Here is a 22,112-nt window from a genome sequence, read left to right as displayed (position 1 = left end):
TTCCCGGTGAATTTCTAGCAGTACGCGACGAATAAAAGCCAATTGCGGCAGAAAGCGTAAAGAGAAGGGGCGAACGGAAAACCGTTCGCCCCTTGGGGCCTGCAATAATATCTCGCGTCGATTAATACAACGACCAGTTATCGACCTTAACCGGTCCGCCGCCTGTGGTTAATACAACATCGCTAAACTCGCCGATAGAAAGCGTACCAATGTCATGCGCCGTCACAGCCAATCCGGCATAAATCGGATCGGTGAATGCTAAGTCTTCGATGACATGCAGATCAGTCCGTTCACCAGTGAACTTGTCGATATAGTAGTACGTCACGGTGTTGCCTGTACGTTGCAAACCAACCCGCTCCGTACTTGCGCCTGAGAATAGAGCGCTTAACGACTCGCCGCTCGCCGCATCCGCCATTCGCCATTGAGGATCAAAATCGCGACCCTGTGTACGAATCATGCTGAATGTATGCGCTGATGACGGAGTCAATTCGTCGCGCAACATCGGGCCAGCCTTTGCCCAAGTTCCATTGCCGCTGAATTCATCTAAATAGACATTAGTTTCGATTGTCACGTCGCCGCTGACTTCTTTGTATATGAAGTGGAAGTTATCAGCTGTACCCCAAATGTCGTTGCCGCTGCCAACAACCTTATAGACTTCTTCGCTTGCGATATAACCTGCGTCGCCATCAAAACCTAAATTTGCGCCGCCGTCTTCCGCGATATCCATATTCGCGTCAAAGATGCCCAAATCGTCGGTGAGACCGACAAACGGGTCAATGATCTCGCCCGTTAACTCATCTAACGCAGCTGATTGGAAAGTGGGATCATTGGTTATGGCGATCCAGTCAAAAACGGCGCTGTCTTCGCGGGGGCCGACGTATAACATTTGCTCCCCTGCGTCGACATCAAACGGCCGGGGGTCTTCGGGGATACGGTTGTTCACCCAATCCAGGTGAAGCGCTTTACCGCCGCCAGAATCCCAAGTCGTCAGGTTATCGTTAATCAATTCAAATCCGAGATCGATAAAGAAGGAGTCGCTGTTTCCGTCTTCGCCGCGTACTTGGCCAAACATATACGCCGTGCCGTAGTTGGCCGGGATAATCACAGGAATTTGCACCCAGTCATTGACCGAGCCGCTCACCGCGACCGCAGTGATTCCGCTTTCGGATTCAGGGTCTAAATACAATCCAAATCCAGGAGGATCAACATCTGCGCCTACCATGAAATCTTCGATCTGAATAATGGTTGGTTTGTCTGGTGAAATCTGGACAGCAGCAGGGTTCGTTTTGAACGTAGGATTTTTTGGCAACACGGCATCCCCGCCAACATGGCTTTGTGGATTAGTACCGTCTGTAAACTGGCCCGTCCAGGAACCGGATTTTCGATCAGGCAAAGTCAAATCATAGGTCAACGTCGCATCGCCGGATAAGTTATCCAGCAACCAGGCGATTTTTCCATTGCGCGCATCAACGCTGGTCTGGCCCGCAGACGCTTGAACATTGGATACCGTCGCCAAACGCGGGACGACTTCAGACACGTTTCCCGAAACGGCGCTGCGCGCTTTGGCTGTTAAGGTCACCTGAATCGTCGCGCCGCCTTGCCAGTCATCAACCGAAACCGAGCGCCCAACCCATAGCGGATATTCATTGATTTCTGTGCCTTCAAACTCAAATACGCCGAGTCCGTCAGCGTTGTTCGCCGTCACCGCCAAACCGACCAGCACTGTTTCGGCCATCGGAATAATTTCATCTTGCGCTAATGACCATTCGCCAGCGTTGTCGGTCGTATAGAGACGAAAATGGTTGCCAATGCGCTGCACACGAATGGCGCCAATATTCACGTCACTATATCCACCGGGTTCACGGTCGCCGTCAACAATCGTCCCGCCGCCTTTCAGGCTTCGAATGTGAGGGAAGATTGAGCCGCCAGCTGCATTTGTGTTCCCGCCGGCCACAGTATCTGACGTCCGCAACCAGGAAACATGAGCTGAATCCGGGTCGAGGTCTTGACGCACCATGATTCCGCCTTCGCCTGCGGCTTCAACGGGAATCGGGTCGGTGATGATGTCAAAACTGCCTGACACTTCTTTGTAAACAAAATGCAACTGATCGACGTAGCTACGCCGTCCAATGGTGGCGCCGCCCGCTTCGATGGTATAGATATCGCCGCTGATTGATGATAATCCTTCTAAGTTCGGCTCGCCAATATCAGCGCGGTCGCTGAATATCCCCAGCGGCTGCGCCCAAACGGCGCCTGAAAACACAAAACAAATACTCCATAATACGAATTTCCTCATGTTACGTCCTCCCAAAAATATAATAGTTCTGCACATTACTTGCAGCAGTTACAGTAAAAAAGTGATTAGAAAATATCACATTATTTTTAAAATTGATAGCATTATTTTTGCATTTTTGATTCCATAAAGCGTAGAAATTATCTATCTCCACAAAAAAACGGAGGCGTTTCCGCCCCCGTTTAAACAATTATATTTCAACCGACTGCTAGTTTTTCTTGTAGTCGCCGACTGCCGGTGCATCGGGGTTCACTTCCGGCCCGAAGTAACGCAACGTAACCAGCGGGTCTTTGTCAGACAGGTTCTCGAACACGACGCCCTCTTTGGCGGCGGACGCGCTGACGAACACTTCGTCTTCCGTCAATTGGCCATAGCGAATCAACGCCGGGCAATCGAGCGCCATGTCGCCGATCTTGCCGAAGCCTTGGGTCACGATGAGGCCGTAAGCGCCGTTGTCTTTGATGGTGACTTTTGCGCCCGGCTCAACCGTGAGTTCTTTCGCTGAGAAGCGCTGTTCGCCGTCAACGCGACCATAGACGATCCAGCGGTCGACGTAGCCTTCACTCGCAGTGTCGGCGACGGGGATGGGTTCCAGATAATGATTGTCGCGGAAATTCGGATCGGTATTTTTGTCCCAGTCCAATTGATCGACAATGAAGTCGAGGTCCTGGTGTTTTTCTTTCGGCATGTCTTTGACCAACAGTTCCCATGGAACGATTCGGCCTTCGACCAATGATTGGTACATGCCAAAAACGTCGGAACCCCACTGCGGTTCGTAGGTGCAAAGCGAACCGGGCGCGTGAAGAATACACGGATCAATCAGCCAGCCAGTGCCGGGTTTTAAACGGTAGGCTTTCGAATGGTCTAGCAATCCGTTGTCGCCCTTGTTCCAGTTTTCGAGACACTTGCGAACGTCAGCCTTGGTGGTTCCCGGCTCTAAGCCCATGAAGGTATACGGGAAGTTGTTGCCGACGTAGTTGTGTTGCGGCGGGAAGTAATAGGCTTCCGGCTTGCCTTGCAGGCCGAGCTCTTTGACTTGCTCGTCTTTTTGGTGCATGTGGTGTGGAATGGGGCCCATGTTATCGAAGAATTTGCTGTACACAGGCCAACGGTTGTACTTGTTCCAGATTTCGTCGCCAATGAGATCGGCGCCGAGTTCGCCGACGGCGTCTTTTAACATAAACTTGTCGCCGTTTGAAACAACGTAGCTGAGGCCTTCGTCCCACTCGCGGTTGTCGTTGGCGGCTTCGGTGGTCGAAGCGAACCAGCGTTCGTCAATCCCGCCGCGATGTCCGCCCAAAGCGTAGATGTCGTCGGGGTGCAATTTAATGCGGCGGCCTGGATGTAAAAATGAACGCGGCACCCAATTCGGCGCAAGCCGTAAAATCCCTTTGCCTTTTTCTAACGCTTCACGCGCTAATTGTCCAACATTTTGAGACATAATAATCCTCTCCTCAATTAAATTTTGGCGCATGGCGCGCCGCAGCAGTTTGCGGTTATACCGCTCAGGAGAAACAGGCTCCCCACCATGCGAAAGACTCCCCAGTCGCCGAACCTGCCTGCCGAATACCAGAAGGGGAAAAGGTATTCTACAAAAGCAAGACGCATAGGTAAAGCGAAAACGGGGCATTCGGTTAAAACTATGCGAGATTAAATTGCGCTAAAAAGCGTGAATACTTTTGATTAGTTTTGAGATGCAGGCTGGCTGGCTCTGCGAATATAGCGGCCATAACTTTTAAAAGCATCGCCCGGTTGCGGGGTCGGCAATTGCTGAACCTCTTTAAGAAACGCCTCAATATCCGGTATTTGTTGAATATCAATGATGCGATACTCTTCAATTACGGCGCCGCCATCGTCTTTGAATTGTCGAATATGAGGGACCCAAGCATGATTGATTTGACGAAAATCGGAGTAAATAATATCCACATCTTTGCGCCAGACATTCCAGACGCTAGAAACGCGATTTGAATTTCTTAAATAGCGGCGGCATACATAGCCCAAATCGACGTCAATCCAAACGCTGATTTGCTCAAATTGTTCGATCTTTATCAGTTGGGAATTATCAATGTACTCAACCGGCCTCATACGGATTTCAAACACAGTTTTGATAAGTTCAGGCCGTTCGACGGATTGAGAGACCGAGAGAATTTTCATCGCTTTTTCAGGCAATCCCCGACCAAAAGATTGGAGCGTCAGATACTCAGGCTCTTCGAGTTTCGAGATTTGAGGGGGAATTATATAACGCGTGAATGTAGGCGCCCTCCCCTTCGCTGAAGTAATACGTGGAGAGATGTGGGTAACGCCTTCATCGTCGTGAAGAATTTCTATCTGCCACACCGAATGATCGACGCCGCTATATAACACCTCACGCTTATGTAAGTTTATCGGGCCGGAATTCGACAGTTTGTAGGTGTAATACGTCCAGGGATAACGGTTGGAGTTCTGGTTTGGGATGGAGACGCGCTCTTTGGCTTTTACTGTGGCCTGTAGGCCGTCGACCGCTTGGTTGGCTTCGCTTAAATATCGTTCTAGTTGTTCTGCCGTGAGCTCGCTCTTTTGATAGGTCAATGCGTCAAAATCAATTTCGTCTTCAACATCCGTAAAATAGTGGATGTATTCCGGCTCGAGTTCACGCATCGCTTCTGAGTTATTGCGAACGACATAATAAACGGTAGGTACGTTTTGTGATGGATCAAGTGAGCCGCCATGCCATAGAAATGACGCGATCGCTGAAAGGATCATAAATGCTAACAATCCTCCCAAGGCGAGAAACATTTTCAACGGCGTGACTTGATGTCTACGCATATCACGTACCAATCGGGGCGCCGATCACGGCGCCCCGGAGTCTCTTACGCCCAGCCAGCGGCTTTCATCTGTCCACGGAAAAACGTGAGGTCTTTCTTCAAATCAGAGATAACCTGTTTGCGCTTGGCGTTTTCGTCTTTGCCCGCGACGTTATATTCGTGGTGAATCGAAAACGGCCCGGTAAACCCGCTGGCTTTCATCATGCTCAATATGTTTTTCCATTGCACAATGCCCTCGCCCAACGCCGGGAAGTATCGCCGCCAGCCGCGATCTTTATCATGCAGCCAACAAAAATCCTTGACCGCCGACATTTTGATGCGCGGCGCGATTAGTTCAAAATTGGTCTCCCAAGCGCCGCCGCTGCCTTCGCAAAAGGCATGGCCGATATCAAAATTCGACCCCAACCATTCGCCTTCAACGCCTTCGAGCAGTTTGTCTAAATCCCATATTGCGGAACCAATATAATTATCGCCGGAATGGTTGTGATAGCCGCCGCGCATATTGAAATGCGCCGCCATCCCCGCCAAATCTTGCAGCTGCGGTTTGTAATCAAGCAGCTGCTGCATCCGCGGTTGGTCGTCGTTATAGCGAAAGGTTCCCCAGCGGAAAAAGGGGACGCCCAATGCAGACGCCGTTGCGAGAATATCGCTGGCGTAGGGCGTGTCGCGTCCCGCGATTTGCGTCGTAATCATGGCGACTTCCAACCCGGCGCCGCGAACCGCCTCGACTGCTTTGGGCAAGTCGTCCTGTACGCGCTCCGGCAAGACATGACCGCCAGGGCGCACGGTAAGATCAACGCCGTCAAACCCGATCTCTTTGGTCAGCGCCGCCAGTTCATCGTATTTCGTCCAGCCCAAGTGCTTGCTAAAAATCACAACGCTGGGGCTTTTGGTCTCCGGCTGCGCCGCTGCGGATTTTGCCAGCGCCGCCGCCGAAACGCCAAGCATTGCGCTCGAAAGCAGGGCGCGACGCGAGAGTCTGTTTTCATGTTTATCGTTCGACATATTCATTTCTCCAACAGGATTGAGTCGTCAGTCTATCTATGCTCCAATGATTTCTTGAATAATTCAACTGATTTGAGTGAGATGGAGGAAAATAGTGAACATTTACATAAACCGGTTCGTTTTCAATACAGTTGCATTCAGCATCATTTTTGCCGCATTGACGGTCCAATTCAGCCATGCGGCGCCCACGGCGGCGGATATTGCATTCGCCCAAGCCAAAGTCAAAAAGATGCTCAACAACATTGATTCATTCTGGCTGGAACGCCTCGTCGACAAGACCAACGGCGGTTATCACCTCAATCACAATCAGGCAGGCGTCGACCAAGGCCCCGCGCCCAAAGGCATTGTCTCACAGGCGCGTTGTCTGTGGTATTTTTCTCATATTTTGAATAACGAACTTGGCGACCAGCGCCATCTCGAAGCCGCCAATCATGGATTTGATTTTATTATGGCGCACATGTTTGATAATGAAAACGGCGGCTTTTATGAGCAGATTGGCGCAGACGGCAAAACCGTAACCGTTGACCGCAAACACCTCTATGGGCAGGCGTTCATGCTGTATGGGCTGTCGGAATACGTTAAAGCGACGAAGAATCCCGCCGCCGCCCGCTTAGCGCAGAACTTGTTTCAAACTCTCGAAGAAAAAGCGCACGACGACGAATACGGCGGGTATCAGGAATCATTCACCCGAGAGTGGAGCCTCCTCGACGACGACAGCCAGGCGCTGATGAGCGTCGCGCCGGGCGTCAAATTGATGAACACCCACCTGCACATCATGGAAGCGCTCACGAATTACTGCACGGCTTTCGATGACGCGCAGGCGCGAAACCGCTTGATTGAATTGATTTCCATTCAAAGCAACACCGTCGTACGCAAAACCCTCGGCGCGTGTACGGACAAATATCATCGCAATTGGCTGCCGATTGATGAGGCCCAGTACAACGTGGTCTCGTATGGACACGACATCGAGAATATCTGGCTGCTCATCGACGCTAATCGCGCGGCAGAGCTGCCAAACGGGCCCTATCTTGATTTATACAAAACGCTGTTCGACTACTCGCTCGAATATGGATACGACGACGAAAACGGCGGCTTCTATGACTATGGTTCATTCAATGAAACAGCCTCTTCTAAACGAAAAGTGTGGTGGGTGCAGGCGGAGGGCGTCGTGTCCGCACTGGAAATGTACGCCATGACGGGCGACGAGATGTATTGGTCAATCTTCACGCAAATGATGGATTGGCTCGAAGCGCATCAGGTCGATTGGGAAAACGGCGACTGGTTCAGCAACATTGATGAAAACGGCGCCGCGTCGGGCGCAAAAGCGAACCTCTGGAAATCGCCCTACCACAACGGTCGCGCCATGGTGCGGTGTTTAAAGACGCTGGAGAGCCCTATCAAAAAATGATTCCGAAAAGAACAGACGTATCAACAAAAGCCAATTCAGGCCAGGGTGCAACTCTGGGAGCGCCTGTGTATAAGGGCATAAAAGCCCGCACTGAAGCGAGCAGAGTTGTACCCTGGCCTGACGCAACGATAGATCAAGTAATTTTGAGATAAGGTCTAACTTAACATTCAACTTTGATAAAACACTCGCCGTTCCATCGGTAGCCGTCTTCATCGAATGACGAAAAGCGCTTTGGATCGGCGAGTTTGTTTTCGCATAGCCAACGCACAAAGCGGCCTTTGATTAACTTGCCAAAGTGTCCGGCAGGTTTGCGTTTTCCGTTTTTTTCACAGACGAAATCCACTCGAATTCCATCGGGATACCCAACCGCCTTATGGTGCGCCTGCGGCAGCAGGTCGATCACGAATGAGTCTTTTAACTGCTTGACGATGATCGGCTTCCAATAGGCGGCGGCGTTGAGTTTGTCTATTTTTAATTTGTAATTGGGAATCAAATCTTGCGGTTGGACTAATCCGAATAGCGCCGACACGATGCGTACGCGCTCGTCAAACGTCCGACGCGCCGACGCCTTCATCGAAGCATAGTCGATGCCGTCATACACTACGCCGCTGTATCGCTCAATCGCGGGCAGCGTCGGCGATTTCAAGATAGACGCGTTGGCTTCGAGCGCGGCATCCAGCGCCTTGCCTTTCACGCCTAATAACTTGCCCCATTCGCCGTCGTAGCCATGTAAGCGCTTGAGCATTTCGCGAGCGTCTTTATTGGGTTGAATCGGTTTGCCCTCGCCGCCGGGCGCCTTGCCCTCAGACGGTGGGATCAAAATTATAATCGTTTTCTTCATTCCGTTTCCTTTGTTCTATAGCCAACACGATGGAACAATGTAATATACGCCTGCGACTTAATCACTGCATGACGCATTCTTCATCTTTGTTTTTCATTTTGAAACCGAAACCAAAGCGAATCGAGGGGCAGCCATGAAACAATGGTCAATGTATTTGTTTATTCTTATTTGTGGATGTTGCTTCCAACTGGCGGTAAGCGCAGAAAATTGGCCGCAATGGCGCGGGCCGGATTTTAACGGAGCGGCTAACGCCAAGAACCTGCCCCATACCTGGAGCCAAACCGACAACATGCGTTGGATCGCCAACCTACCCGGCGAAAGCGCGGCCACGCCCATCATCTGGGGCGACAAAATCTTCGTCGCGTCCCGCGATGAGCGGTCCGGCGATTTGTTGGGGCTGTGCATCAACGCGAAAACCGGGACGGAACTCTGGCGCCAGACGCTCGGTATTGATCCCGGAGGAAACCGCCGCCAAAACATGGCATCGCCCTCGCCAGCGACAGACGGCAAGCATGTCGTCTTTTTGTTCGGTTCAGGCGACCTCGCCGTATTGGACTTAGACGGCAAGATTCTCTGGCAACGCAATCTCGTAAAAGAAATGGGCCGTTTCAGCGTCCAATTTGGATACGCCTCCAGCCCGTTGCTATATAAAGACAAACTCTACATTACAATTTTACAACGCAATCCCGCCTCTTTCCTGATTGCGATTGACCCGGCGACGGGCAAAGACATTTTCAAAGAAGAACGCCCTTCCGACGCCAAGGCGGAATCGCTGGAAGCCTATACAACGCCCATCCCACTAACCACAAACGGTCGCGAAGAAATTGTGCTCTTCGGCGCAGACTACGCCACCGGCCACGATCCAGAAACAGGCAAAGAAATCTGGCGCTGGGGCGAATATAACCCGCGTAAAGTCGGCCATTGGCGCATCGTACCGTCGCCGGTTGCAGGCGGTGGGATGATCTACGTCGCGGCGCCCAAGCGCGAACCGTTGTTCGCACTCAAAGCGGGCGCAACTGGAACCGTCGGCGATGAGCAAATTGCATGGCAATTCAAAGACGCGCCGCCTGACGTTTGCACTTCCGCTTACCATGATGGACATTTGTATGTGCTCGACGGAGACCGCCACGTCATAACCAAACTGAACGCAAAAACAGGCGAAACCATCTGGAAGGGCGATCTTGATAGCGATGTGGTTATGCGCGCCTCGCCCACCATCGCTGATGGAAAAATATTCGCCCATAATGAGAGCGGACGATTTTACGTTATGGAAGACGGCGATGAGTTTAAACTGCTCAGCCAGATCGAAATGGGCAAAGCGCCGATCCGCTCATCGTTCGCGTTCGGCGACGATTATTTTTTGATCCGTACAGCAGAGCGGTTGTATTGCGTCGCAACTCAATAGGAGACTTTGATGACCGATTATCCATTACGCGGCAAGCGCTTTCTATTTTTCGTCGGCGATATTTATGAAGACCTGGAACTGTGGTATCCCAAATATCGCCTGGAAGAAGCAGGGGCTGAGGTTGTGCTCGCGGGGCCGCAGGCGGGCGTTGTCTATCAAGGCAAGAACGGCTATCCCTGCAAATCCGATGCTGCGATTGGGGACATGAACGCATCCGACTTTGACGGCGTGGTCTGCCCCGGCGGCTTCATGCCCGACAAATTACGGCGCGACGCGAAGGTGTTATCGTTAGTCAAAGAATTCGCTGACGCGGGCAAACTGGTTGCTGCGATCTGCCACGGCGGATGGATCCCCATTTCAGCCAAGGCGTATAAGGGCGTACGCGTAACCGGATCGCCGGGCATCAAAGACGACCTGGAAAATGCAGGCGCGATTTTTGAAGACGCGCCGGTTGTGGTCGATCGCCATTTTGTTTCGAGCCGTAAACCCGACGACCTGCCGCAATTTATGATCGGCATTTTTCAAGCGCTGGGCGTTCAATAAATAGAAAATGTACGCATCCGGCTTTGGGGTGATTCTATGAGCGTCCTCAAGCCGAATGGCCACACACTAAAGTTCATTCAATCATGCAAGAAGAATTTGAATATACATGCCCCTACTGCTGGCAGCGCATCAGCGCAGTGATTGACCTCTCGGTTGATGTTCAATCGTATGTCGAAGACTGTGAGGTCTGCTGCCGCCCCATTCAGATTGATTTTCAAATCGAACACGACCACGTTGTCTCATTTGAAGCCAATACGCTAGATGAATAAAAAAAGAGCGCGGCTTGTGACCGCGCTCTTTTGCATCAATGATTTCACGTATCGTTTATGGTTCAGTTCGCAGCAAATCAGCCAGCGATGAACTGCCTTTTGCCAATCGGTATATTTCAATTTTATCAACAAACACCGTTACGTTCGGATCACCCGCAGCGCCGGAATTCGCGACCTGTAAGATTGGATTGATAATGGTTCCCTGGTCGGGTTGGTAAACAATGCTCATCCAGGTGGAACCATCAACCAGTTGCTGCGCCGTGGTTGGGAAGTTGAGCGCAATTGAACCATCGAATGAACCTGCCACCGTTAACCCGCCGCGTAAGGCGCCGATCGCAACCGAGGCATTGGGAAAATCAGCCCGCATCAGGGCGCGGATTAACAACGGGTCTCCCCCGCCATCAACCGCCTGCGAAGAAAACATGAAGCCAACATCGCCGGGCGCAACACGAATCGCCAGCCCCAAGCCGTCTGAGGATTGCGGAAGAATTTGCGGTGAAAGCGCCGTCATCGCGAACTGACCGGCGACAGCGCCAGTAAATCCACCCGGCAATTCAGACCAGCCGTTCGCCGCCAGCGTTGCTTGGTCGAAGTTATATTCAACCAAGGGTTGCAATCCACCAGAAGCCGGAATCGTCGGCGTTGATGTCGGTAAGACCAACGGCGTGTTCGTTGGCGGCACGGGCGTCGGCGTCGGTGGAACGGGCGTATTGGTTGGCGGCGCAGGCGTCGGCGTATCCGTCGGAAGCACGGCGTTTCCAACCGCGAATGTATGCGTGATTGAATCGTTCGCAGAATTATCGTCCGCACCGGGAATGACCCGCCACTCGACCGTATGAATGCCGTTGTTCAGGCTGTTGGTGTCTTGTGATGTCCAAATTTGAGAAGAATTGGGCGGCAAAGCGCTTGGCATTTGCCCTGTAGTAAAACGGTCGCCATTCACCCAACACTCAATGGTGTAATTGGGGATATCCTTTTTACCAATATTTCTCACTTTAGCAACGAACTTAATATTTTGGCGCGCTTGGATGTCATCAATCGCAGAACTATTGAAATCCCCACTGCCGTCGATTACATACACATTTTCTACCGCGAGGTCAAACTCATACTGAAACGGGACCGGGGTTCCAACAACTGAAAATACCGTTGGCGAGGGCGTCGGTGTAAACGTCGGATCGCTGGAAGGCAAACCGTCGTCGTACGAAACCGTCAACACATAATCTTTGTAAGTCGGCCTGGAGTCGTTTGACGAACCCGTGACGCCAATGAAATAGGTTCCCGCTTCAAGGGTCTCTAATGTTTCAAATGGAAATTCATCGTCAAAACTGACCGTCTCGTTGCCAGACGGATCAATGATGTGAATTTCCGCGTCGCCGACAAAGGTCACGCCGTTAAAGGTCGAAGTGAAATTCTGGCGAAATACGGAACCAATCGAGAGTTCTGCGACTAGAGTGCGCCCAACGTCGCTTGCGTTTACATTGAACGCGTACCAATCCTCCTGGTCTTGCAAACTCTCTTGCCTATCTCCCGTAACTGGAGAATGCCACGATAGCGCCCCTAAAACCGGGCGTCCAACATCAAGGGGCTGAGCGTCTCCCGGGGAATCGTTGTTTTCGCGTTCCAACGCCATTTCGCCGCGCGCCAAAGGCGAAAATTGCAACTGTTCGCTGATGGCTTCGTCTAACAATGGCTGGGCGGACGCCGGGTCAAAGATGCCATAATAATGGGCGACGAATGCTTTCACGTGAGGCGGCATATCGAGATACACCGTGTACGAATCGCCGTCGTCATAGGTCATAAATGTGTTAATCAGCCCGCGGCTCCATCCGGTTTGCAGGTAGTCTTCATTGGCGATGATGTGCGACGGCGCGCTTGGCGGCGGGTTGCCGACCGTGGGCCAGTCGAGCCAATTGATTTGATAGCTGGAACCTTCGCCGTTTTCAAGAATGTTCAACGCATCAAAAGGATGGCGAAGCCCCATCAAGTGACCGACTTCATGCAGCATCGTTGCAATCAAGGAACTGCGCGAAAAGGTCGAGTTGCCATCCACTCCGCGAAAGACAGAGAGAGGATAGACGGCGACAAACGGATTGCCCGGCGGGCGAACGGCAAAGGCTTCGGAAGTATCATCCATATAGGAACGCGCAGCGAGAAAGCGCGTATAGGAACTACGAAACTTACAGATGGCGCTGTCGGAATCCCAGGCGCCGAAGAGCGTCGCTAGCCCGACGGATGAACCGATATCCGAATCGGCATTCGCTTCGACGGTAATGTGATGGCTGCCGTCGTTGACTTCTTTGAGCTCTAACCCGACATGTTCTAGTAAGTCGTTCCACATCTCGACGCAGCGGTCAAATTCTCCAACGAAATCATTGATCTCTGATTGCGAATACCCGCCGACGGATGAAAAATCAGAAAAATTGATGGTATACCGACACTCCAACAACCCATCGCCGTCAGAGTCAGTGCGGTTGTCGTTAATATATGTGTATTCTTCAGGCCATTGCCAAACGTCGGTTGGCGTCGCGAGTTGTTGTTTTGACCAATAATCTTTAGGGACGAAGCGCTCGTCAACAATCGGCTTTTTGCCCTGGCGCAGGCGCGCTTCTTGTTCATGCAGGTAGTCGCAAGTCGCGCAGGTTGGCGCTTGATAGTCATCATGGATTTTTCCGTCCGGCATGATCCGCCAATCTGCATACGCCGCCGAATTGATAGCAAGCAGGGCTGCAACCATTATAAAATACCCGCATAAATCTCTCGATAAAAACTTCATTTGAGTTCCTTTCACTACATGCCGTCAATTCGATTGGGATTTATGTAGAATTCATAGGAAGCGCACTCTGGGACTATAGCATAAACTCGAAAAAACCAAGTGGTTTTATACATAAAACCGCATCATAATTTTCCACAAACGGCTTCTCCGCAACGAAAAATGTCAAGTTTTCTTGCATTTATAATTGATTGATGTAATCTAAGAAATATTTGGCAGGATACACAGATTCACAATTTTGAGGGGATAATATCATACGTATAAGTAGTGATATGTAACGATTAACGAACAAGTTCTTGGATGTTTTCAATCGCTACGTTGATATTCGGCGAATCGCCCAATTCATTAAATACCGCATCGGCTTCGCTGAAATCTTCTTCATGGGTATAGCAACTCTTCGTCACGAGACAATTCATGTCAGCGGCTTTGGCGGCTAGCAACCCGTTGCGGCTGTCTTCAATTACCATGCATTTTGCGGGATCAAGATTCAATTTCGTTTTGGCTAAATGATAAATTTCGGGATCCGGCTTTTTCATCTTTGCCATATCGCCAGCAAAAATTCCCGCAAACTTGGCTTTTCGCTCAGCGCCAAGCATCACGTCGACGACGGCGTTCACCGCTTTCTCATTCGAGGTCGAACACACCGCCAGAGTCACGCCCGCCGCGATGGCTTCATCGACGATGCGCTTCACACCGGGGCGCAACGGCAATTGCCCGCTTTCGATGATTTGCATAAAACGCGCGGTCTTGAGTTTGTGCATCTCAAGAATAAACGCGTCACGGTCTTCGACGCCGCCGGGCCAACCCTGCGAATCAAAAAAATGGCGCATGCGTTCTTTGCCGCCGCCAACCCGCAAAAGTTCGCCATATAACGCGGCGTCCCACTCGATAGGCAAACCTTTTTCTTGAAACGCTTGATTAAACGCAACGCGATGACCGTCGCGTTCGGTATCGACGAGCACTCCGTCGCAATCAAAAATTAACGCTTGCAGCATTCTAAATTCTCCAACTTATTGATATTTCACTGCGTCTTTTGACGCGCGTCCTTCGCCGCCAAAGCGCACGATATGCGCCGCCATCGCCGATTCGATAGCGTCCAGTTGGGCGTCCAACGGCTTGAGCGGCTCAAAGATTTTATTTTGCAAATGGAAATCGACGAAACTTTCGATGAACACATGTTTGAGTTCTGTTGAGATATTCACTTTTGAGCATCCCAATGAAATGCAGCGCTTGAAAACCTCGTCAGACAATCCCGTACCGCCGTGAAGCGCCAATGGCGTCGGGGTCGCGCTGGAAATTTTCTCTAAGCGGTCGAAGGCGATTTTTGGCTTGCCTTTATAGACGCCGTGGGCAGTGCCTATTGCAGGCGCGAATACCGCCAGCGAGACTTTCTCGCAAAAGGCAATTGCTTTGTCGGGGTCCGCCAAGTGGGCGTCTTCTTCGGCGACGATGATGTCTTCTTCCACTCCGCCGATTTCGCCCAGTTCCGCTTCGACGCCGATGTTCTTCGCCGAGGCGCGTCGCACAACCTCTTCGGTCATCGCCAGGTTTTCTTCATACGGAAGCGACGAGGCGTCGATCATCACCGAGGTCCAGCCCGCGTCGATGCACTGCTGGATGAAGCCCACGTCTTTGCAATGGTCGAGATGCAACGCCACGGGAATCGGTGAATGCTCCGCCAGGTTTTTCATCCAGGACACAACCGCAGAATGCCCCCAGAATTTCACCGTCTTGACGGAGGTCTGAATAATGACTGGCGCGTTGAGTTTCTCGGCGGCTTGAATGACCGCCTTACAAGAGAGATAGTCAACCGCGTTGAATGCGCCGACGGCGTAGCCTTCTTCTCGCGCCACCGCGAGCATCGGTTTCATACTGATTAACGGCATAATGCGACCCCTTTAGTCATTCCAAAGCGCTTCGCCCGAGACGGCGTAATGCGCGAGTTGGGCGGCGCCCATCATCGAAGAATTTTCGCACAGGCGGTATTCATATTCGCCCATCCATTCTCTTTTACAACGGATCATCGCCTGCGACAATCCCCCGCCGGTGAGATGGACGTTGCACGAAAGTTTGACGCGCTTTCGCATTTCATTCAAATGAAGCGCCATATATTGATTGTTGCCGCGAATGATCGACATTAATAGCATTTCGCGGGTGGTTTGTAATTGCAATTTTGACAACGCCGCAGACTTCGGCTCCGTGCTGTAGCGGTCGCCTGCGAGATAGACCTCATAGTCCGGCAGGTTCCAAACCCGGCCTGCCGCGAAGTAACTCTCTATTGCATTTGGAACAAAGTCTTGATAAAACGCTTCCGCTGGCATTTCTGAACAGAAAGTTTGATGAAACCACTCCAGCGCCTTGCCGCCGGTATTGAGAACATACAGCGTTGACCAAAGCCCTGGTATGACATGGCAGCGCACATTGTATTGCCGGCCCGGCAGCGCCTGCGCCAGCCCCACGCAAATGATTTCGCAGGTGCCGCAGACGTCCATCACCGCGCCTTCATGGGTCACGCCGCCAGTTAGCGCCGCGCACATGGCGTCGTTGCCGCCCATTAACACCGGGGTTCCCGCAGGCAATCCAGTTTCTTGCGCCCAACATGGAAGTAGCTCGCCGACTGGCTCCCAACTATCAACGATCGGCGGCAGTTTTTCGAGTGGAACGCCCAAGTCTTCGGCAATCGCAGCGTTCCAGGTTTTATCATTGACTGTTGTATTGTAGAGCGCGGTCAATGACGCCGTCGAAGGGTCCATGCCCCAAGCGCCCGTTAAGCGTTTGCATAAAAACGTGTTGGTATGTCCAAACATGGCGGCTTGATTGTAGGCGTCCGGCTGCTTGTCCTTCCACCACATCATGGTTGAAGCCGTACAGCCGCCGGATACAGGCAGGTTGCTTGTTTGTTCGAGTAAGAACTCTTCGCCGATCTCGTCACGAATGTATTGCGCCTGTGCGCCGCTGCGCCCGTCCATGAACACAACCGCAGGGGTGAGAGGAGCGCCGTCTGCATCAAACGCCATCGCGCCCGGCGTCGAAACCGAAAAAGCAATCGCTTGGACTTCGTTGCGTTGCGGCCCAAGATTGGCGCAGCAGGTTAAAAAACCGTCCCACCAATGTTGGGGGTCGATATCTATTTCAACGCCGCGTATGTTGAGAGGGTAAGAGAGTTCATGTTGAGTAACCACCTCGCGCCCGTCGCGTACCAGGGCGGCTTTCATCCCGGTGGTTCCCGCATCAACGGCGAGGACCAGCGTCATGGCAACAGGCCCGATTCAATCAGCGCTTGCTTTACGGCTTCGCGGTCATCGCCTTCGAGGCGCATCAGAGGTTTGCGCGGCCATTCTCCCGCTTTGCCGCATATATCCATCGCCGCCTTAACGCCGGAGACGCCGTACGTCCCGCTGATTTTTTTATTGGCGGATTTCATGCGTTCGTGAAACGCGCGCCCTTCGGGCGAGTCGCCCTGCTTGGCGAATTCGTACAACTTTAATCCCGCTTCAGGAAGAACATTCGCCAAACTAATGACGCCGCCGGGCGAGCCGAGCAAAATCGCGTCGTAGAAAAAATTAGCCGATCCCGGCATCACGCAGAAATCGGGGCCGTTCAGTTCACAAAATTTTTCGATGCCGCTAGAGGCGCTGTCTTTCATGCCAACGATGTTTGGATGCTTCGACAGTTCGCTGACGGTGTCAAACTCCAAGGTCACGCCAGTAAACCCAGGCGCGTTATATAACAAGACGGGAATCTCCACCGCCCCGGCGCATTCGGTAAAATAATTGACTAACACATCGTGGGTCATTTGTTTGCGAAAATACGACGGCGTCAGCAGCGTCGCGAAGTGGCTGCCCGCCGACCGGGCGAATTCCATAAACTCGATGGTCTGCGGGGTGCTGTCATAAATACACCCCGTCATCACGGTCTGGTCGGGGTGTTTGTATTCGAGAATGGTTTCGAGTACGCGTCGTTTTTCGTCTTCGGTCAGACAACGATTTTCGCCGTTGCTACCCAGGGCGAGAAACCCCTGTACGCCCGATTTTGCATAGAGATGTACATTGACTTTGAGAGCGCCGAAATTCACGCTCATGTCGTCTTTGAAGGGCGTGGTGATGGGGAGAAACACGCCCTGCAGCATCTCAGCGTAATTGGTCATTGTTGCTCTCTCCGGGTGAGGAAATTACGACTCGTCGCGATGGACGGTATCCATGGAAAATGCAGGCAAACATACAGCGATGCACTCGGCGCCGTCGGTCTGGGAATTGACGCGGCCAATGTATTCATCAATACGTTTTGGTTTGTTGCCCGCCGCTTCAACGCGGGTGGGCGACTCGATCAACTTTGGCATGGCCTAATCCTTTCCTAAACGCAGGTCGTCTAACGATACCGTAGCCGTACCGACTTTGCCGACTACAACGCCTGCCGCATGATTGGCCAAATGAGCGCCGTCCAACAAGTTTGCGCCTGAGGCCAGCGCCATCGCCAGTGCGCTCACAACCGTATCGCCCGCGCCAGTTACATCGTAGACGGTACGCGCCATCGTAGGGATATGCTGTTCAATCTGGCCATGTTGAAACAGAGTCATTCCATCGGCGCCGCGCGTCACTAACAACGCGCTTTCACCAACCACATTTAGAATTTTTTGTCCGGCTTGCAATAAATCCGCTTCACCTTCAACCGGGCGCCCGATGGCTTCTTCAACTTCGCTGGTGTTGGGTTTAATGACCGTGGCGTTGCAATATTTTTTGTAATCAACGCCCTTGGGGTCAACTACAACCGGCTTGCCTGCTTTGAGCGCCGCCTGAATCGCCGTTTGAGATAAGCGCTCAGACAAAACGCCCTTGTTATAGTCCGACAAAATACAGGCGTCGTACATTTTCATCGCCGATTCAATAAATTCCACCAGACGGTTTTCTGAATCAACCGGCAATGGTTGGCGCGATTCAGAATCAACTCGCACCATCTGTTGCCCGCGCGCAATGATGCGCGTCTTAGTGGTGGTCGGACGGCCTTGAACTGCGGTAAGACCTGCAATTCCCACATTGTGTTCTTGCAATTGTTCGCGCAGTTTTTCGCTTTGGTAATCCGCCCCGGTCGCGCCGCACAACATTGCGCGGCCGCCCAGGCTTTGAATATTCGCCGCAGCGTTGGCGGCGCCGCCGGGCGCCCAGGTGCGTTGGTGGATATCCACCACGGGAACAGGCGCTTCTGGTGAAATGCGGTCCACATCGCCCCAGATGTATTCATCCAGCATGACATCGCCAATGATTAAAACATTTAATCCAACAAACCGTTCAAGCAGCGTTTCAAGTTGTTTCACGAATTCTCTTTCCAAGCCTTCACTAAAATGGGGAGAGCCTGTTCCCAGCCGTCAACCACGGCGTCCGGCAGGTCGCCGGGATCGTCCACATATTGGCTCATGAACAGGATAGCGCGACACCCGGCGTTTTTCCCCGTTTGCACGTCGCCCAAGCGGTCGCCGACCATGTAGGATTTTGAAAAATCAACGCCGTGGTCCTGGTCGGCCTGATACAGCATATACGGCGATGGCTTTCGGCATTCACAGTCTTCTTCGGGCGCATGAGGACAATAATAGACATCCTGAAACTCAATGCCCTGCTCCTTAAACAATTCAATAAAACGGTCGTGGACGCTCTTGGCTTCTTCCGGCGAAATAATGCCCCGCCCCACGCCCGACTGGTTGCTGATAACAATCAGTTGATAGCCCATCTTCGCCAGCGTTTGCATCGCTTCGACCGCGCCGGGAACCGGTTCGACCAAATCGGGGCTTTTGGGATATCCAACATCAGTGATCAGGGTGCCGTCGCGGTCTAGAAAAAGAGTTGGTTTTTTCATTTTATTTGCTCTTTCATGTTTCAAACAAAAAACGCCCCCGCAGATCGACGAGGGCGCATCGTTTCACGTTTCATTTTCGGGTTAGACCTCAATCAACCCAAACACGCGGTCGAGTGAATCCTTGGTGGCTTTCAGCGCGTCGCGGTCGTCCATCTCCCACAGCGGCTGGTTGAACGGCTCCACTGTCACCGGGCCGTCATACCCCATCGCATATAATGCGTTGATAAAGCCTTTCATATCAATCGAGCCTGTCGTGCAAGGCAATTCGCGCTTCATGTCGATCAACGCTTCGCGGGCAACGCCCTTGGGCGCATCGTTGACATGGACATTCACGACCAGATCATTGGTCAGTTGCTTCGCCTCATCCACCGTACCGCCGGACGAGTGCCAATGCCACGAGTCGAACAGCAAGCCCATGTTGCCCGTCCCGATGGCGTCGCAGAGTTCCAACATTTCTTTCTGGGTATGAATGAACGGGTAGCGCTCGCCAACCAGCATGGTTTGCGGGCCGACGAATTCCAGGCCGAGGCGCATGCCGTGATCTTTCAGGATAACGGCGGCTTCGCGCAGGCGGTTGCGGTGTTGCCTAAAATTTTGTCTATAGGTCAATTCGTTATGGCGCGGCATGATCCAGGTCGCAACGCGGGTGACGCCTGCGTCTTGCAACACCTTCGCTTGTTTGGGCAATGCTTGGATGCCCTTTTTAAAGGTCTCATCATCTTTACGAAAATCGGTTGGCAATCCGCTGGCGCCCCATTGAATCTGGTGGGCCTTCATCATCATAACAAACTCATCGCGCTCCGCATCACTCATCGCGGCCAGTTCGCCCACGCTGGGGTTCACGCCGCCGTAGCCGAATTCGATGGCGTATTCCACCGATTTTTTCATATCGCCCGAAACCCGCAAATGCCCCATGCCTAAATTCGGAAACATTTTGACGCCTTCTTTCGCATAAGACGGCTTCGCCAGGCCAACCGCAGCCCCCGCCGCCGCGACCGCCAAGGTTGAAAAATGACGACGAGAAATCGAAATAGTCATCTGAATATCCTCCAAAGATCAGGGTCTGACAGCAACAATGTAAACAGGACAATGCGCCGGGTCTAGGCGCAATGGCTTGACGGCGGCATTGCGATGGCTACATTTAAGGATATCTTAAATGAAAGTATCCCTACCAATTCATGCCTATGACGCCTGCCATAACAATTCAAAATATTCCTTCACACTTCACGGAAGCGCTATTTACGGCGCTTTTAGACGGAAACCGCATCCATAGCAAACGGGTTCTGTTGGAAAAAAATTCCAACGCGTCTGACCAAACCGCGTATGTTTGGCTCAAAAACGAGCGCTTTCAGCCGAAAGCGATTGAACTTTTAAATGAATGTGAAATAGAAGACCGCATTCTTGTCGCCGCTGATGCCGAGCCGGAAACGCTCAATCGCTTACCGAAAGAACCCAGTAAGCCAGCGCCGGGAAGAGCAACCCGAAACCAGCCCGCTCCCAGCGAACCTCTTGTTGGCGAGCCGGAAACCATCATCGCGCCCGGCCCCTCGCATGACGGCGAGCATGAAGCGCTCGTCGACCTCAGCGAATGGCGCGTTCCATTCGATACGCTCGGGTTGTCGCCGGAAATTTTAGAGAACATCAAAAAACAAGGCTTCGACGAAACCACGCCGATTCAAGGCTGCGCCATCCCACAGATATTAAAGGGACACGATGTTGTAGGCCGCGCCCAAACCGGCAGCGGCAAGACGCTCGCCTTTGCGCTGCCCATGGTTCAACTGCTGAAAGACAAGCCCGGCAAAGGGCTGCGCGGACTCATCGTCGCGCCGACCCGCGAATTGGCGGTGCAGATCACGGAAGTGATCGACCGTTTAATCGTTGATACCAAATTGAAATCCATTGCGATCTACGGCGGCGACCACATCCTCGACCAGATCGTCCAGTTAAAAGAATCGCCCGATATTTTGATCGCCACGCCGGGGCGCCTGCTCGACATCCAGTCGCGTGGACGCTTTCGTATAGATTGCGCGGAAATCATCGTTCTGGATGAAGCGGACCGTATGCTCGACATGGGCTTCATGCCGCAGATCAAAGATATTTTCGCTTGCTTTTACGAGAAGCCTCAGGTGCTATTGTTCTCCGCCACGCTGGTCGAAGAAATTCAAAAGATGCGCGTTGTCCAACTCAAAGACCCAGTGTTCATTGATGTGGGCGCGCCCGACCTGACGCCGCTGAAATCCGTGCATCAGGAAATTGTTCGCGTTAGGAACTTAGAAGAAAAAGACAAGCGTCTGCGTCAGGAACTCGACAAAGAAAAAGGCCCCATCATCGTCTTTGTCGCCACCAAGCGCGAAACCGAAAAACTTTGCCAGCGCCTCAAGCGCGACAATTATCACGCCACCCGCATCCACGGCGATATCGACCAGGCTGACCGCTTACGCGCCGTCGAGATGTTTAAGCAGGGACGCTACAACATTCTGGTTGGCACCGACGTCGCCTCGCGCGGTTTGGATATCGAAGGCGTAGCGCTGATTATCAATTACGACCTCGCCATGTCGCCCGAAGACCACATTCACCGCATTGGCCGCACCGCCCGCGCCGGCGCCTCCGGCAAGGCGGTCACGCTGCTCAACCCGCAAGACAACCGCCAGTTTCACGAATTTAAGACCGCGTTCGGGTTGTAAGAAGTTATGGTTCTTCCGAAAACTGAGTACTTTTTTTATAAATTGAATTGAGATTTCGCTGAATGCGGCACGGGTACAACTCTGCTCGCTTCAGTGCGGGCTTTCAGGCCCTGTTGCACAGGCGCTTCCAGAGTTGCATCCATGCCTGATTTGATTTGTCAATTTTTGACAGGCCGGAACACGTTTTCCGAAACAAAATTATGGCTATCCATAAATACTAGGTACTCAATTACCGGATGAATT

The 22,112-nt window shown here is 52.2% G+C and carries 19 protein-coding genes; 5 read left to right on the top strand and 14 right to left on the bottom strand.

The window, feature by feature from the left end; genetic code table 11:
* Positions 1-121: 121 nt before the first annotated feature.
* The 4 genes from P9L94_00560 to P9L94_00545 form a co-directional block, all read right to left on the bottom strand.
* Positions 122-2,296 (bottom strand): hypothetical protein, encoded by a 2,175-nt coding sequence (locus P9L94_00560; GenBank protein ID MDP8242541.1) that lies wholly within the window; start codon positions 2,294-2,296, stop codon positions 122-124.
* Between the two features lie 205 nt (positions 2,297-2,501).
* Complete coding sequence (locus P9L94_00555; GenBank protein ID MDP8242540.1) at positions 2,502-3,734, bottom strand: hypothetical protein; 1,233 nt, start codon at positions 3,732-3,734, stop codon at positions 2,502-2,504.
* 242 nt (positions 3,735-3,976) lie between these two features.
* Positions 3,977-5,035 carry a hypothetical protein gene (locus P9L94_00550; GenBank protein MDP8242539.1) on the bottom strand — a complete coding sequence of 353 codons (1,059 nt, stop codon included), beginning with the start codon at positions 5,033-5,035 and terminating at the stop codon, positions 3,977-3,979.
* 107 nt (positions 5,036-5,142) lie between these two features.
* Positions 5,143-6,102, bottom strand: a complete 960-nt coding sequence (locus tag P9L94_00545; GenBank protein MDP8242538.1) for a sugar phosphate isomerase/epimerase family protein — start codon at positions 6,100-6,102, stop codon at positions 5,143-5,145.
* 94 nt (positions 6,103-6,196) lie between these two features.
* On the opposite strand from P9L94_00545, the gene P9L94_00540 reads away from it, so the two are divergent.
* A complete protein-coding gene (locus tag P9L94_00540) occupies positions 6,197-7,510 on the top strand; it encodes an AGE family epimerase/isomerase (GenBank protein ID MDP8242537.1) in 1,314 nt (437 codons plus the stop codon).
* Positions 7,511-7,670: 160 nt separating this feature from the next.
* On the opposite strand, the gene yaaA is transcribed toward P9L94_00540, so the two are convergent.
* Complete coding sequence (gene yaaA, locus P9L94_00535) at positions 7,671-8,351, bottom strand: peroxide stress protein YaaA (protein MDP8242536.1); 681 nt, start codon at positions 8,349-8,351, stop codon at positions 7,671-7,673.
* A 133-nt stretch (positions 8,352-8,484) separates the two neighbouring features.
* On the opposite strand from yaaA, the gene P9L94_00530 reads away from it, so the two are divergent.
* The 3 genes from P9L94_00530 (at position 8,485) to P9L94_00520 (ending at position 10,568) form a co-directional block, all read left to right on the top strand.
* The gene (locus P9L94_00530; GenBank protein MDP8242535.1) at positions 8,485-9,756 is read left to right on the top strand and encodes a PQQ-binding-like beta-propeller repeat protein; all 1,272 of its coding nucleotides are present in this window, start codon (positions 8,485-8,487) and stop codon (positions 9,754-9,756) included.
* A gap of 9 nt (positions 9,757-9,765) precedes the next feature.
* Positions 9,766-10,299 carry a type 1 glutamine amidotransferase domain-containing protein gene (locus tag P9L94_00525; protein ID MDP8242534.1) on the top strand — a complete coding sequence of 178 codons (534 nt, stop codon included), beginning with the start codon at positions 9,766-9,768 and terminating at the stop codon, positions 10,297-10,299.
* Between the two features lie 83 nt (positions 10,300-10,382).
* On the top strand, positions 10,383-10,568 hold the full coding sequence (locus P9L94_00520; GenBank protein MDP8242533.1) for a CPXCG motif-containing cysteine-rich protein: 186 nt from the start codon (positions 10,383-10,385) through the stop codon (positions 10,566-10,568).
* 55 nt (positions 10,569-10,623) lie between these two features.
* Here the strand turns inward: P9L94_00520 and P9L94_00515 are convergent, their stop codons facing one another.
* The 9 genes from P9L94_00515 to P9L94_00475 form a co-directional block, all read right to left on the bottom strand.
* Positions 10,624-13,341, bottom strand: coding sequence for a hypothetical protein (locus P9L94_00515; GenBank protein MDP8242532.1), 2,718 nt, complete (start codon positions 13,339-13,341; stop codon positions 10,624-10,626).
* A gap of 278 nt (positions 13,342-13,619) precedes the next feature.
* Positions 13,620-14,333, bottom strand: a complete 714-nt coding sequence (locus tag P9L94_00510; GenBank protein ID MDP8242531.1) for an HAD family hydrolase — start codon at positions 14,331-14,333, stop codon at positions 13,620-13,622.
* A 15-nt stretch (positions 14,334-14,348) separates the two neighbouring features.
* On the bottom strand, positions 14,349-15,224 hold the full coding sequence (locus P9L94_00505) for a class II fructose-bisphosphate aldolase (protein MDP8242530.1): 876 nt from the start codon (positions 15,222-15,224) through the stop codon (positions 14,349-14,351).
* A gap of 12 nt (positions 15,225-15,236) precedes the next feature.
* Positions 15,237-16,592: an FGGY family carbohydrate kinase gene (locus P9L94_00500; GenBank protein ID MDP8242529.1), complete on the bottom strand. Its 1,356-nt coding sequence runs from the start codon at positions 16,590-16,592 to the stop codon at positions 15,237-15,239.
* On the bottom strand, positions 16,589-17,485 hold the full coding sequence (locus tag P9L94_00495; protein MDP8242528.1) for a dihydrodipicolinate synthase family protein: 897 nt from the start codon (positions 17,483-17,485) through the stop codon (positions 16,589-16,591). The genes P9L94_00500 and P9L94_00495 overlap by 4 nt, the downstream gene beginning before the upstream one ends.
* 24 nt (positions 17,486-17,509) lie before the next feature.
* Positions 17,510-17,677 carry a hypothetical protein gene (locus P9L94_00490; protein MDP8242527.1) on the bottom strand — a complete coding sequence of 56 codons (168 nt, stop codon included), beginning with the start codon at positions 17,675-17,677 and terminating at the stop codon, positions 17,510-17,512.
* A 3-nt stretch (positions 17,678-17,680) separates the two neighbouring features.
* Complete coding sequence (gene rfaE1, locus P9L94_00485) at positions 17,681-18,649, bottom strand: D-glycero-beta-D-manno-heptose-7-phosphate kinase (protein ID MDP8242526.1); 969 nt, start codon at positions 18,647-18,649, stop codon at positions 17,681-17,683.
* Positions 18,646-19,185: an HAD family hydrolase gene (locus tag P9L94_00480; GenBank protein MDP8242525.1), complete on the bottom strand. Its 540-nt coding sequence runs from the start codon at positions 19,183-19,185 to the stop codon at positions 18,646-18,648. The genes rfaE1 and P9L94_00480 overlap by 4 nt, the downstream gene beginning before the upstream one ends.
* A gap of 81 nt (positions 19,186-19,266) precedes the next feature.
* Positions 19,267-20,223 carry a sugar phosphate isomerase/epimerase family protein gene (locus tag P9L94_00475; GenBank protein ID MDP8242524.1) on the bottom strand — a complete coding sequence of 319 codons (957 nt, stop codon included), beginning with the start codon at positions 20,221-20,223 and terminating at the stop codon, positions 19,267-19,269.
* A 140-nt stretch (positions 20,224-20,363) separates the two neighbouring features.
* Here P9L94_00475 and P9L94_00470 point away from each other — a divergent pair, with 140 nt between their 5' ends.
* Positions 20,364-21,869: a DEAD/DEAH box helicase gene (locus P9L94_00470; protein MDP8242523.1), complete on the top strand. Its 1,506-nt coding sequence runs from the start codon at positions 20,364-20,366 to the stop codon at positions 21,867-21,869.
* The last annotated feature ends 243 nt before the right edge of the window (positions 21,870-22,112 follow it).

The organism is Candidatus Hinthialibacter antarcticus (assembly GCA_030765645.1).
In the GTDB taxonomy this organism is placed as follows: domain Bacteria; phylum Hinthialibacterota; class Hinthialibacteria; order Hinthialibacterales; family Hinthialibacteraceae; genus Hinthialibacter; species Hinthialibacter antarcticus.
This window is presented reverse-complemented; position numbering and strand designations above follow the sequence as displayed.